Origin of the sequence: Azohydromonas aeria (genome assembly GCF_009760915.1) — a bacterium.
GTDB classification, from domain to species: domain Bacteria; phylum Pseudomonadota; class Gammaproteobacteria; order Burkholderiales; family Burkholderiaceae_C; genus Azohydromonas; species Azohydromonas aeria.
The window spans coordinates 1-12,769 of record NZ_VIDQ01000128.1 but is presented as its reverse complement, the minus strand read 5'-3'; the positions used below and the strand labels follow the sequence as shown (position 1 = coordinate 12,769).

The following is a 12,769-nucleotide window of genomic DNA, read 5'->3' as shown; positions in this document are numbered from 1 at the left end:
CCGGCAGCACGCGTGGCCGAGCTCACGCCACGGCTGTGGAAGCAGCACTTCGCCGCCAGCCCGCTGCGTTCGGCCTTGCACGGCGTGAGCGTTTAGGCAAGGACGCCGCGCAGCGGCCGCTTACGCAGCGTGTGCCGCTGGACTGGGCGATGACGCAGAACAACCTGGGCACCGCGCTGACGCGCCTGGGCGAGCGCGAGAGCGGCACGGCGCGGCTGGAGGAGGCGGTGCAGGCCTACCGCGCAGCCCTGCAGGAATACACGCAGCAGCGCGTGCCGCTGGACTGGGCGATGACACAGAACAATCTGGGCAACGCGCTGCAGTGCCTGGGCAAGCGCGAGAGCGGTAGGGCGCGGCTGGAAGAGGCGGTGCAGGCCTACCGCGCAGCCCTGCAGGAGCGCACCCAGCAGCGCCTGCCGCTGGACTGGGCGATGATGCAGAACAACCTGGGCAACGCGCTGATGTGCCTGGGCGAGCGCGAGAGCGGCACGGCGCGGCTTGAGGATGCTGTGCAGGCCTACCGCGAGGCTCTGAAGGAGTTCACGGCCAAAGCCACGCCCTGGTACTTCGAAGGAACCCCGAAAAACCTGCAGCGCGTGCTCGACCTGATCGAGCAGCGCCGCTCGGACCTGCCGCCGGCCACGCCCCGGCCGTGAGACCCCGGCCCTACAGCAGCCCGGCGCCGGCGTGGTCCTTGAAGAGCTCGGCGCTGCGCACGTAACCGCGCACGGTGTCGAGGCTACGGTGACGGCTGACCTCTACCAGCTTCAGGACACCGGCCCCGGCCTCGGCGGCACTGGTGAGGAACCCGGCGCGCAAGCTGTGGCCGCTGAAGTTCTCGGACTTGAAGCCCGCGCGCTCGGCATAGGCCTTCACGATGTCGGCCACCGAGCGGTCGGTCAGCTTCTCCTGGCTGACCGACCTCCCTTGCGCACGCGGCGCAGCACCGGCCCCATGGTGATGGCCGCGGCCTCCAGCCAAGTCTGTACCGCCGCCACCGGACAGTGCACCTCGCCGCGCGCGATGGCGATGACCTGGCCGGCGCCTTCCTGGTCGGTCTTGGAGCGGCGGATCGTGACCTTCAGGCCCTGCGGCAGCACCTCCAGGTCCTCGACGTTCAAGGCCACGAGCTCGCTGCGGCGGAAGGCTCCGGCGAAGCCCAGCAGCAGCGAGCGGTCGCGCAAGCCCTGCAGCGTGGCCGGGCACAGCCGCGCCATCTCCACCAGGCGCAGCGCCGTGGCCGGGGCCTTGCGCGTGAGCGCCACGCCGAGCTCACGGCGGATGCCCTTCAAGGCCGCTGTCACCAGCATCGAGCGCGTGGGCGACTCGACCTGCGCCGAGGAATAGCGAAAGTGGATGGCCGCGGCGCGGTAAGGTGCAGGCGAACAGCGTGGGAGTGGGGGAGGCACGATGGCGGCTGAATGGGGTGAGAAGCTGCTGAGCATGGCGTTCGGCATGGCGCCGAAGCTGGTGCCCCAGCACCTGCAGCGGCAGGCCCTGGCGCGGGTGCGGGACCTTAACCCCTTCCAGCGCATTGCCGACGAGGGCGACCTGCGGCGCGCGCTGCGCCTGGCGTGGATTGAGGCGGCGCTGGAAGTCGAGCGCGCCGTTGCCGACGGCGTGATGCACGACGACGAATGGTCCGCGCAGGCCAACGAGGTGCAGCGCTTTTCCGCCGTGATGAAGGCGGCGCTGGATCAGCTGCGCGATGCGGCCTTCGATCGCCGCCAGCCGCCCGGCGCCTCGGCCATCGACGCCCAGCTGTCGCAGCTGCTGGTGGAGATGCCGACTGGGTTCCAACACGAAGTTGGTGGCGCTGCGCCGGGCGACGGGCTCACGCGCAGCTTCGTGGCCATCCTGGCCGCCGAAACCGGCTGGCCTGCCGCCGAAGTGCCCCCCCTATACCCCCGCGTGGCCGAGCAGGGGGTGCTGCAGCACGACGGGTGGCGGCGACCCTTCGGCGAACTGGTGTTTGCTGCCTTCGCCGAGCTGCTCAAGCAGCCCGGCCGCTACCCCGAAGCCGGCGTCGAGTTCCAGACCGCCATGGCCGGCATGGCGCGCGAGGTGGCGGTGGCCACGCTGCAGGGAGTGCAGGGGCTGGACGAAAAGCTGGACCGGGCTCTGACGCTGTTGGGCAAGGGCAGCGGGTTCTCAGGCATAGGAGAACTCGTGTCCAGCGTGGAGCAGCAGGTGGTGGACATGCGCTTGTCGATGGAGCGCAGACTCGACGAACTACCAGACCAGCTAATCGCAGCACTGGAAGCCAAGGGTGTAGTTTTCACTGGAGCACAGGCCATTGACCGCCAGACCGTCATCGCCCTGGCCCGGCGGCTGCGGCCCGAGGAGTCGCTGGACTTCGATCAGGCGCTGCGCGAGCTGGAGCACGCCGTCGAGCTGGCGCGCGAGGTGCTGGCCACCGGCGAGCACGCTGCCACGCAGGACGCCTTCATCGACCGTGTGCTGCAGCATGTGGCAAAGCAAACGCGCGACGGCCTGCTTGAGGTGGGCGCAGATGAGCTCGACGCGGCGCTGGCCAAACTGGATGGGGAAGAGCAAGCACGGCGACGGCGGCAGCGACTCCCATTGCTGGAGGCGGCCATCAAGCAGGCCGTGCTGCTGCGCGATGCCAAGCGCGCGGCGCGGGCGGTATTGCAGATCGGGGAACTAGATGATCCAGTGCGACCGGCGTGGTCGGTGGCGTACCACCAGCGGCTTAAAGCGTTTATGGACGAGGGCGACCAGCGGGGCCTCAACCTGTCGCTCGAAATCGCCATCGCCCTGGCCCGTGAACTACTGGATGCCGCTACCGGCAGCGACGAGCGGGGGGAGGCCAGCAACGGGCTGGGCATCGCGCTGACGCGCCTGGGCGAGCGCGAGCGCGGCACGGCGCGGCTGGAGGAGGCGGTGCAGGCCTACCGCGCAGCCCTGCAGGAATACACGCAGGAGCGCGTGCCGCTGGACTGGGCCATGACCCAGAACAACCTGGGCATTGCGCTGGCGCGCCTGGGCGAGCGCGAGCGCGGCACGGCGCGGCTGGAGGAGGCGGTGCAGGCCTACCGCGCGGCGCTGCAGGAGTACACCCACGAGCGCGTGCCGCTGGACTGGGCGGGGACGCAGAACAACCTGGGCAACGCGCTGCGAGCCCTGGGCGAGCGCGAGGACAGCACGGCGCGGCTGGAGGAGGCGGTGCAGGCCTACCGCGCGGCCCTGCAGGAGCGCACCCAGGAGCGCGTGCCGCTGGACTGGGCCATGACCCAGAACAACCTGGGCATCGCGCTGGCGTGCCTGGGCGAGCGCGAGCGCGGCACGACGCGGTTGGAGGAGGCGGTGCAGGCTTACCGCGCGGCGCTCAAGGAGCTCACGGCCGAGGCTACACCCTGGCACTTCGAGAACACCAGCGACAGCCTGCAGCGCGCGCTCGACCTGATCGAGCAGCACCGCTCAGGTCCGTCGTAGGTCCAGTCCCGGCCGTGGTGCGCCTGCTCTACAGCAGCCCGGCGCCGGCGTGGTCCTTGAAGAGCTCGGCGCTGCGCACGTAGCTGCGCACGGTGTCGAGGCTGCGGTGGCGTGACACCTCCACCAGCTTCAAGACGCCAGCGCCGGCCTCGGCCGCACTGGTGAGGAACCCGGCGCGCAGGCTGTGGCCGCTGAAATCCTCGGCTTTGAAGCCCGCGCGCTTGGCATAGCCGTTCACGATGTCAGCCACCGCACGGTCGGACAGTGCCTCGTGGCCCACGCGGCCGCTCTTGCGTACGCGGCACAGCGCCGGCCTCATGGTGATGGCCGCGACCTGCAGCCAGTACTGCACCGCGGCCACCGGACAGTGCACCTCGCCGCGCGCGATGGCGATGACCTGGCCGGCGCCTTCCTGGTCGGTCTTGGAGCGGCGGATCGTGACCTTCAGGCCCTGCGGCAGCACCTCCAGGTCCTCGACGTTCAAGGCCACGAGCTCGCTGCGGCGGAACGCACCGGCAAAGCCCAGCAGCAGCAGCGCGCGGTCGCGCACGCCCTGCAGCGTGGCCGGGCACAGCCGCACCATCTCCACCAGGCGCAGCGCCGTGGCGGGGGCCTTGCGCGCGGGCGCGACGCCGAGCTCGCGGCGGATGCCCTTGAGCGCGGCCGCGACCAGCATCGAGCGCGTGGGCGACTCGACCTGTGCCGAGGCATGGCGGAAGTGGATGGCGGCCGCGCGGCGGCGGATGGTGGCGACCTTGACGCCGGCGTCGGCCTGCGCGGCCAGGAACGCGGCCACCACCTCGGGCTCGGTCGGGAAGGCCACCGCGCCGCGGCCACCGGCATCTGACGCGCACTAGGCGGCGAACACGGCGAAGTCCGACTGGTAGGCGCGCAGCGTCGCCGGCGCGACCTGGGCCTGCAGGTAGCGGCGCGTGGCCTCGATGGCCGGTGCCGGCAGGGTGAGCTCCGCGGCGTCGTGGACCGCAACGGCGGTGGTGTCGGTGTCGTTCATGGTCAGGCTCCCTGGTCGTTTTTTACTTCCGAGAAGGAACGCTATCGGAAGTAATCGTGAGGCGCCATGGTACTCAGTGAACTGTTGAGCCTGACCTTCCGGGCGCGCCTCTACTGCGGTGGCCGTGACCCCGGCGCGCTCCGTGCATGCGGCAAGGAGCTCTACACGCCTTCTCGGCACCGACGACATGGTGGCCAGCGACCAGGAGTCGCTGTCGCACCGGCGCCTTTCCAGCAGGTCGTGGCCGTGATCGCGGCGCATTTCTTGAGCTGGGGCAACGCCGTCAGCTTTTTTTCATCTTGGCGGTTGCAGGCTCATCTAGTGAGCTTCTGAGATGTGATCATCGCCGCGGCCTGTGCAGTCTGGCAGGCAGAAGTACCCGTCCCCTTTCGGACTTCCCCAGGAAAACGCACATGGACCTCCAACAGCTGCTCGACTGCGTCGAAACCCGCTCCGTGATCCGCCTGCAGGTGGACCTCTCGCCGGCCAGCCCCGACGGCCTGGTGTGCCCGCCGACCTACGCGGCGCCCAAGAAGGGCGAGCCGCCCCACATTCCCTACCGCCGGGCCTACATAGAAGGCCAGCAGCGCGACGTGGTGGTGCTGGACTCGCCGCAGAGCCAGTCCAACCGCATCGAGCTGGCGCTGCTGGCTGCCGTGCGGGCCAAGCGCATCCGCTACCCCGACATCGAGATCGCTTTCCCCGCGCTGGAGGCCGAGCCGGCGTACTCGGTGCTGCAGCTCTCGCACCGTATCTACGACGCCGTGATGCGCGCCGTCACGCTTGACAAGCAGCCTTTCTTCGAAACATCGATTGGCCGCGCGCTGCTGGCCGCACGCCCGGACAAGGCCTGCGCGCTGCTGGAGCACGCGCCGATCTGCCTGACGCTGGGCGCCTGGGACAGCAACGGCGGCGGTGGCCCGCTGTCGGCCAAGATCCCGCGCCTGCTTACGTCTGAGATCCTGGGCCTTGATGCCGTGCCAGCCGATATATCGGCCACGAAGTTTGACCCGATGGACATCCGCAGCCAGGTGGCGGAGCTGATTAAAACCGACGACCCGGTGCAGCGTTTCACGATCTGGACTGCGGGCCCCAAGCCGAAGGACAAGCTCAAGAAACCCAGCGAAATGGGCTTCGGCAGCGTGCCGGCGACGGCCGTGCCGCGTGCGGCCGTGATCAGCGGCGCGGTGCAGACCAGCGTGCTGTCGTGCTCCGGGCTGCGGCATCTGCACTTCCCCAACGCCGAAGGCAAGGTCGATCCCCGGCGCGACCAAGCCGCCCGCGCGCTGCTGGCCGCGTGGACGCTCTACGGCCTCGTGGCCCAGAGCGAGACCGGCTACCTGCTGCGCTCGCGCTGCGAGCTGCTGCCGCGCGATGCCGGGCGCCTGGAGCTCATCGGCCGCACGCTGCAGGAACGTCAGGAGGTCTCGCTGCAGGCCGACACCGCACGCACCCTGCTTGATGCAGCTTGGCAGCACGCCGCGAAGTGCGGGCTGGCGCTGCGTGATGCACCGCTGAAGCTGACTGCCGACGAGCGGCTGGTCGAGCTCGTGCGACGCAGTCGTGCGGCCGTCGCGCAGAGCGATGGCGCCGACGAGGAATGAGGGGAGCAGCCATGCTGCAGCTTCAGATCGGGTTTCCTGGCGGGCGCTACTGCGCCGCCGACCATGCCGACCCGCGGCGCCCCGAGTGGCCGCCGCATCCTTCGCGGGTGTTCTCCGCGCTCGTGGCCGCGGCCTACGCCGGCGGCCACTCCCCCAGCAGCGAGCAGCGCGCCGTGCTGCAAAAGCTCGAAGCGTCCCCGCCGCCCGCGCTGTGCTTTCCGCAAGCCGACCTGCGCGAGGCGCCCGACGCCTACGTGCCGGTCAACGACGTGAAGACGCGGATCGCGTCGAAGAAGGCTGGCAGTGCGCTGGCACCCAACCGCCAGGCGCGGCAGTTCCCCGGTGCCTCGCTGCTGGCGGAGCCGGAGGTGCGACTGCAGTGGCCCTTGGCGCTGTCGGCGCAGGAGCTGGCGCTGCTCGACGGCCTGGCGGCGCGCATGACGCACCTGGGCACTTCGCACTCGCTGGTCACGGCCCGGTTCGTCGCCGATGACGCGGCGCCCGTGCCGGACTTGGTACCCGCTGCGCACGGCCGCGAGTTCCTGAGAGTGACGAGGAGCGGCCGGCTCGAAGAGCTCGACCGGCTGGCAACGCAGGGCCACGGCGCCTTGCGCCGGCCGCAGCCGGTGTTCGAGGTGCTGCAACCCTACGCGCGTGCCAGGACCCCTGCCGATGCAGACCACCGGCGCAGCAACTACGAGTGGATCGGTTTGCGCCTGGACGGCTGTTCCTGGGGCGCCGACACCGCCCATACACTGGCTCGGGCGGCACGCCGCGCTGCCATGGCACTGCTGGGCGAGCATGTGCCGGCAGCACTGCACGGCCACGACGACGCCGTGCGCCACGTGGCCTGGTTGCCTCTTGCCGACGTGGGCCATGCCCATGCCAGAGGCAAGATCCGTGGCATCGGCGTGGCGCCGCCCGTTGACATGGAGCCGAACGACCGTGCCCTTGTACTGATGGCGCTGTCGCGGCTGCGCCAACTGCATCTGCCAGACGACCAAGTCGCGCAAGTAACGCCCGTTGCCATGTCCGGGACACCGCTGGCACTGCGAGAGGACACGTGGCGAGACGCGTCCACACATTGGTCCACCGTCACGCCGGTCATCCTTGATCGCCCACCGAAACGTCCTGAGGCCAAACGCCTGGTCGCCGCGCTGGTGGAGTCGCTGACCATCGCGGGCTTTCCGGCGCCGCAGGCCGTTCACCTCAGCCTCACCAGCGACTTCGAGGGCGCGCCGCACGCCATGGACATCCCGACCCGGATTCAGCGCTGGCATGCCCAGGTTCGCTTCGACCAGCCCGTTGAAGGCCCGGTGATCGCGGGCCGGTGGCGCAATTTCGGCATCGGCCTCTTCCGCCCGACGCCGCAGGAGCTGCGTACATGAGCGCCCTCACGTTTCAGGAATTCTTCGCGGCCGTCCACGGCCAGCAGCCGTTTCCGTGGCAGGTGCGCGCTGCGGCGCGGCTGGCCCAGCGTGAGGCTTTTGAAGTGACGGTGCCCACGGGCCTGGGCAAGTCGGCGCTCGTCGATGCCGCGGTGTGGGCGGCGGCTCAAGGCGGTTGGCGGCGCATCGTCTTCGTCGTGGATCGCCGCATCGTGGTGGACGCGGTGCACCAGCGGGCTGAGCGCATCCAGGCTGCGCTGGAGCGGGCCGACCACCCTGCCCTGAGCGAGCTGGCCCGGCGCATCGGCGACATGCAGGTGGTGCGCCTGCGCGGCGGCGTGTTCGGCGACGACGACTGGGTGCTCTACCCCGAGCGGCTGTCCGTCGTGCTCAGCACGGTGGACCAGCTCGGCTCGCGGCTGCTGTTGCGCGGCTATGGCGTGAGCCCCAGGCGCTGGCCGCTGCACGCAGCTTTCCTGTCCAGCGACACGCTGGTGGTGGTGGACGAGGCCCACCTGTCGGTGCCGCTGCTGCAGACCCTGGAGGCGCTCAAGGCCCATGGCGTGGACATCGCGGTGGTGCCGATGTCGGCCACGCTGCCCGGTCGCGGGCACGAGTCAGCCATCGGCCTGGAGGCAGACGACCTGGCGGTGGGGCCCGTCAAGCAGCGCCTCACGGCACGCAAGCCGGTGCGCCTGCGCGCCGTCGGCGGCAGCAAGGACGACTTCGTCAAGGCGGTGTGCGAGGAGGCGGATGCGCTGGCGAGCCAGCCCGGCGTGTCGAAGGTCGGCGTGGTGGTCAACCGCGTGGCGACGGCGCGGCGCTGCTTTGAGCGGCTGCGCCGCGCCGGCGTGCCCTGCGTGCTGCTCACAGGCCGGGTGCGTTCACTGGAGCGCGACCGGCAGCTCCAGGCGTTGCTGCCGCAACTGCAGGCCGGCCGCCAGCGCCAGCCCGGTGAACCGCCGCTGGTGGTGGTGGCGACGCAGACCATCGAGGTCGGCGCCGACCTGGATTTCGACGCGCTGGTCTCGGAGTGCGCTCCGCTGTCGTCGCTGCGCCAGCGCTTCGGCCGGCTGGACCGCCTGGGGGAGCGCGGGGAGTCAAGCGGCGTGGTCTTGTACCGGGACAAGGACCCGGTGTACGGCGCCGCGACCGACGAGGCTTGGGCATGGCTTCAGGCGCAAGCCGAGGCGGCGCAGGGCCGCATCGACTTCGGCGTGGGCAGCTTGGCGGAAATGCTGAGTGCTCATCCCGCACCTGTCGAAGCCACGGCCTGCGCCGCGACGCTGCTGCCGCTGCATGTCGAGATGCTGGCGCAGACTGGGGCGTTCGCGCCCGAGGTGGACGTGAGCGCCTGGCTGCACGGGCCGAGCGACAAGGCGGCCGAGGTCACGCTCGTCTGGCGCGACGACCTGCGCGCCGAAGCCCAGGACGAATGGCCGGACGCCGTGGCGCTGTTGCCGCCGCTGCAGCGCGAAGGGTTGGCGATGCCGGCTGCCGCAGTACGGCGCTGGCTCGGCGGCATCGCGCCCGGCGATCAGTGGAGCGACCTGGAATCCGCGCCGGATGAGGACCAGGCGGGCGCGCTGGCCGAGCGGCCCGTGCTGCGCTGGCGTGGTGCCGATGACTGCCGCGTTATCACGGCCCGGCAGGTTCGGCCCGGCGACACGCTGGTGCTGCCTGCCAGCTATGGCGGGTGCGACGAATGGGGCTGGGCGCCGGACAGCCGGGCGCCGGTGGCGGACATCGCCGACGACTGCCTGCTCGAAGTTGGCCAGCCGCGCCGGCCGGTGGCCCGATTGGCCGCCGGCCACTGGCACGCTTTCGGAGACGCCGCCGCGTCGCTACAGGACCTGACGCAGGAGCTGAAAAAGCTGGAGAACGACGCCGCCACGAGCGACGAGGACTTGAGCGAGGACATCGAAGCCGCCCGGCATGCGTTGCTGGAAGCCATTGCCGCAATGGATCTGCCGCTGCCAGCCCGGCTGCGCGATGCGCGCCTCGATCCCCACCCCGGCGGTTACGTGCTGCGCGGAGCGGGCGTCGAGGAGATCGAGGGCCAGATCGAGACCGGCCGTGCCGTGCCGCTCGACGTGCATCACGACGACGTGCACCGCTGGGCGCAGCAGTTGGCAGCGGGTGATCCATGCCAGGCGCAGGTCGCGGACGCGGCGGCCGTGCACGACGCCGGCAAGCGCGAGCAGCGCATGCAGGTACTGTTGCATGGCAACGCGCTGGCGGCCCACGGCGACACGGTGCTGGCGAAGTCGGCCCTGCGCAGTCGGGCCGAGCAATTGGCGGCGTGGCGCCTGGCCGGCGTGCCGCGCGGCTTTCGCCACGAGTTCGCCAGCCTGGACTTCGAGCCACTGGACGACCCGCTGACCCGTCACCTCGTGGCAACCCATCATGGCCTGGGCCGCCCGTGGCTGCGCGAATGCCAGGACGCCGCGGCACCGGGCGCGCGCTACGCCGGCCTGGCGGCGCACTGGCCGGCAGCCTGGGCCGACTTGCTGGCGCAGCACGGTCCCTGGCGACTGGCGCAGTTGGAATGGCTGCTGCGGGCTGCCGATGCCCGGGCCTCGATGGAGGAAGCCGCCGCCATCACTCCCGCAGGAGAACGCAATGACCATGGTTGAACCGGAAGTCGCCCTGACCGGGATGCCGGTCGCCTCGCCCATCGGCTTCATGGCGGCCCTGGGTCTGCTGCGCGTCTGCGCGCAGGACCATGGGCTGCCGGTGCGGCTGTCATGGACCGACAACCATGCCGTGCTGCACGGCGTGGAAGCCGCGGCGCTGCGCGAACTGCTGGCCGAGCACATGCGCGGCCGGGCAGAGGCGCCAGAGTTCAATTTCGAGGCCAGCGACGAGGAGGGGCGGCGCGGCATCGCACTGCACATCCGCACCATCCGGCCAGCGGACTTCCGCACGGCCGCCGCGGCGATGCAGGGCGATGCCCGGGCGCTGGGTTTCCTGGCCGGCTTTGCGACGGACTCGGTGGTCAATGACAAGGGGTTCGTGGCGCGCTCGCGCTTTGACTTCACGTCGGCCAACCAGAAGCTGCTGCACGAGCTCCGGCGCCTGGCGCTGGAGCTGTCGCCAGAGCGCAAGCGGCCGCGCGTGCCGCTGGCCGACCGCATCGAGCGGGCGTTGTACGGCGGTCCCTACGAGGACTGGCACAGCCTGGGCTGGGACCCGGTCACGTTGATGACGCATGCCCACCAGCGCTTGGCGCCTACCGACAGCGCGACGCCTGGACAGCCGATGCTGCTGTGGCTGGCCATCGAATCGCTGCCGCTGCACCCTGTTGTGCCGACAAGTTCACGCCGTGCCACGACGGTCGGATTTGCAGGAAGCCACACTTACGTCTGGCCGCAATGGCGCGAGCCGCTGTCGCTGGCCGAGGTGCGGCTACTGCGGCAGCGGCCGGTGGATTCGTTGGAGCGGCTGCCTGGGGTAGAGGCCCTGTGGTCGTCCGCAGTCACGAGCGTGGGTAAGTTCGGCTTTTTCCTGCCAGCAGCGCGGACCTCCAGTGACGCTGCTCTGCAGGGCAGATTCGCGCGGCGAGAAAGCGCTGATTAATCAAGGAGTTGCAGTGTCTGCCCGAGCCGGACAGATCGACGCATGCATGTCGGCCTGCCGGTTCGCGCGCTATGGAGAATTTTCTGAAGCAGCTTCGCGCGCTGGCGGTGTGGGGGCGTCACCTGGCCTTCGTGGTCGGGCCTCGTTGAAGCGACTACGCGGCGCGCCGGGTGCTGGTCGATGCCGGGCGTCACCTGGCCTTCGTGGTCGGGCCTCGTTGAAGCACCTCCAGCGTCCAGCCGTTGTCCAGCATGCGCGAGGCGTCACCTGGCCTTCGTGGTCGGGCCTCGTTGAAGCGGTATCGGCCTGATTGGGCAGAGCAACATGGTCGCGTCACCTGGCCTTCGTGGTCGGGCCTCGTTGAAGCGTTGGTCATGTGCTCTCCCGTTGTTGTCTGCGCACGCGTCACCTGGCCTTCGTGGTCGGGCCTCGTTGAAGCTTGGACTCCCACGGCGCCTCGCCGGTGATGTGCAGGCGTCACCTGGCCTTTGTGGTCGGGCCTCGTTGAAGCGATCAGTCGTTGGACGATGCCGACATGAGCCTGGGCGTCACCTGGCCTTCGTGGTCGGGCCTCGTTGAAGCATCGCCAAGCTGCTGATTCTGTTCGGCATGGGCGTCGTCGCCTGGCCTTCGAGGCTAGGCCTCGTTGAAGCAGGCAGGCTGAGACGAAGTCATGCCCGACGACTAGCGTCACCCGGCCCTCACAACCGGGCCTTGTTGAAGCCCCCTTCTCGGCTTGCCCAGCGGCCAGAGCGGCGTGCGTCACCTGGCCCTCGCGGCCGGGCCTCGTTGAAGCGGTACACCGATCAATGCGGCGCTGCCTGCTCCTATGCGTCACCCGGCCCTCGCGGAAGGGCCTCGCTGAAGCAAGGGCGGCGATGACAAGGGGCGGTTTGAGATCAGCGTTACCCGGCCCTCGTGGGTGGGCCTCATTGAAGCTTCATGCAGTTCGGCGTGGGCGGCGCCATCATCGTGGTGTCACCCGGCCATCGCGGCCGGGCCTCGTTGAAGCTGGATGCCGATGACGTTGGGAATGTGGGCGATCTGCGTCACCGGCCGCATCAGCCGGGCATCGTTGAAGCTGCCGCGCCACTCGCACCGACCAGCGCTGCGCCAAGCGTCACCTGGCCTTCGTAGCCGAGCATCGTTAAAGCTTCGCCGGCGTCGGGGTCTGGAGCCACGCGCTGCGGCGTCCACCCGGCCCTCGTAGCCGGGCATCGTTGAAGCATGATGCGCGAAGGCCACGTCTCGCCGTTCGACATGGGGCATCACCCGGCCTTCGTGGCCGGGCATCGTTGAAGCATTTGAATGTCGGTGATCTGCTGGATCTCCGTAAGCGGCTGGGGAAGTCAGGTCAGCGCAGAGGCGGCGCTGATGGCCGCCAATCTCAGCTGGCCGGTTTCCAGCGATGCGGCAGCAGCGCGTCGATCTCGCTGGCGCGCTGGGTCGGCAGCCGCGTGAGCACGTTCTTGAAGTACGCGTAGGGGTCGTGTCCGTTCAACTTCGCCGACTGGATCAGACTCGTGATGGCCGCGGCACGTTTTCCGGCCTGAAGCGTGCCGGCGAAGAGCCAATTTTTCGCGTCATGCACCCTTGAGCATGACGCGAATAATGCGAAGTCCGTTTTTATGCGAAGTCGAGATGCCCAGGCTGGAATCGGACCGAGGGATCGGGGTGGCGCCCATGCCATGACCGCTTCGCATAATTACAGTGCCTGCAGGAACGCCATC

10 protein-coding genes and 1 pseudogene are annotated in these 12,769 nt (G+C 69.8%); 6 read left to right on the top strand and 5 right to left on the bottom strand.

Going from position 1 to position 12,769, the window contains the following annotated elements:
* Positions 1-149 precede the first annotated feature (149 nt).
* Positions 150-656, top strand: a complete 507-nt coding sequence (locus FJ694_RS34545) for a tetratricopeptide repeat protein (RefSeq protein ID WP_198321159.1) — start codon at positions 150-152, stop codon at positions 654-656.
* A gap of 10 nt (positions 657-666) precedes the next feature.
* Here FJ694_RS34545 and FJ694_RS34540 read toward each other — a convergent pair whose 3' ends face one another.
* Complete coding sequence (locus FJ694_RS34540; RefSeq protein WP_198321158.1) at positions 667-888, bottom strand: tyrosine-type recombinase/integrase; 222 nt, start codon at positions 886-888, stop codon at positions 667-669.
* 11 nt (positions 889-899) lie between these two features.
* Positions 900-1,409 carry a site-specific integrase gene (locus FJ694_RS34535; RefSeq protein ID WP_157272054.1) on the bottom strand — a complete coding sequence of 170 codons (510 nt, stop codon included), beginning with the start codon at positions 1,407-1,409 and terminating at the stop codon, positions 900-902.
* A gap of 34 nt (positions 1,410-1,443) precedes the next feature.
* Between FJ694_RS34535 and FJ694_RS36950 the strand changes: the two genes are divergently transcribed.
* Positions 1,444-3,456: a tetratricopeptide repeat protein gene (locus tag FJ694_RS36950; RefSeq protein ID WP_198321157.1), complete on the top strand. Its 2,013-nt coding sequence runs from the start codon at positions 1,444-1,446 to the stop codon at positions 3,454-3,456.
* Positions 3,457-3,484: 28 nt separating this feature from the next.
* Here the strand turns inward: FJ694_RS36950 and FJ694_RS34525 are convergent, their stop codons facing one another.
* Together FJ694_RS34525 and FJ694_RS34520 are read right to left on the bottom strand one after the other, a co-directional pair.
* Positions 3,485-4,279: a site-specific integrase gene (locus FJ694_RS34525; protein WP_157272053.1), complete on the bottom strand. Its 795-nt coding sequence runs from the start codon at positions 4,277-4,279 to the stop codon at positions 3,485-3,487.
* A 30-nt stretch (positions 4,280-4,309) separates the two neighbouring features.
* Entirely contained in the window at positions 4,310-4,468 is a 159-nt protein-coding gene (locus FJ694_RS34520) for a hypothetical protein (protein ID WP_157272052.1), read from the bottom strand.
* A 413-nt stretch (positions 4,469-4,881) separates the two neighbouring features.
* Between FJ694_RS34520 and cas7g the strand changes: the two genes are divergently transcribed.
* The 4 genes from cas7g to FJ694_RS34500 are packed head-to-tail and all read left to right on the top strand — an operon-like array spanning position 4,882 to position 11,039.
* Positions 4,882-6,072 carry a type I-G CRISPR-associated RAMP protein Csb1/Cas7g gene (cas7g, locus tag FJ694_RS34515; protein WP_157272051.1) on the top strand — a complete coding sequence of 397 codons (1,191 nt, stop codon included), beginning with the start codon at positions 4,882-4,884 and terminating at the stop codon, positions 6,070-6,072.
* A gap of 11 nt (positions 6,073-6,083) precedes the next feature.
* Positions 6,084-7,460 carry a type I-G CRISPR-associated protein Csb2 gene (gene csb2, locus FJ694_RS34510; RefSeq protein ID WP_157272050.1) on the top strand — a complete coding sequence of 459 codons (1,377 nt, stop codon included), beginning with the start codon at positions 6,084-6,086 and terminating at the stop codon, positions 7,458-7,460.
* The gene (cas3g, locus tag FJ694_RS34505) at positions 7,457-10,096 is read left to right on the top strand and encodes a type I-G CRISPR-associated helicase/endonuclease Cas3g (RefSeq protein WP_157272049.1); all 2,640 of its coding nucleotides are present in this window, start codon (positions 7,457-7,459) and stop codon (positions 10,094-10,096) included. Before csb2 ends, cas3g begins: the two co-directional genes overlap by 4 nt.
* A complete protein-coding gene (locus FJ694_RS34500; RefSeq protein WP_157272048.1) occupies positions 10,083-11,039 on the top strand; it encodes a type I-G CRISPR-associated protein, Cas3-extension family in 957 nt (318 codons plus the stop codon). Before cas3g ends, FJ694_RS34500 begins: the two co-directional genes overlap by 14 nt.
* Before the next feature lie 1,387 nt (positions 11,040-12,426).
* Here the strand turns inward: FJ694_RS34500 and FJ694_RS34495 are convergent.
* A pseudogene (locus FJ694_RS34495) lies at positions 12,427-12,615 on the bottom strand (transposase domain-containing protein); the annotation flags it as partial.
* Between the last annotated feature and the right edge of the window lie 154 nt (positions 12,616-12,769).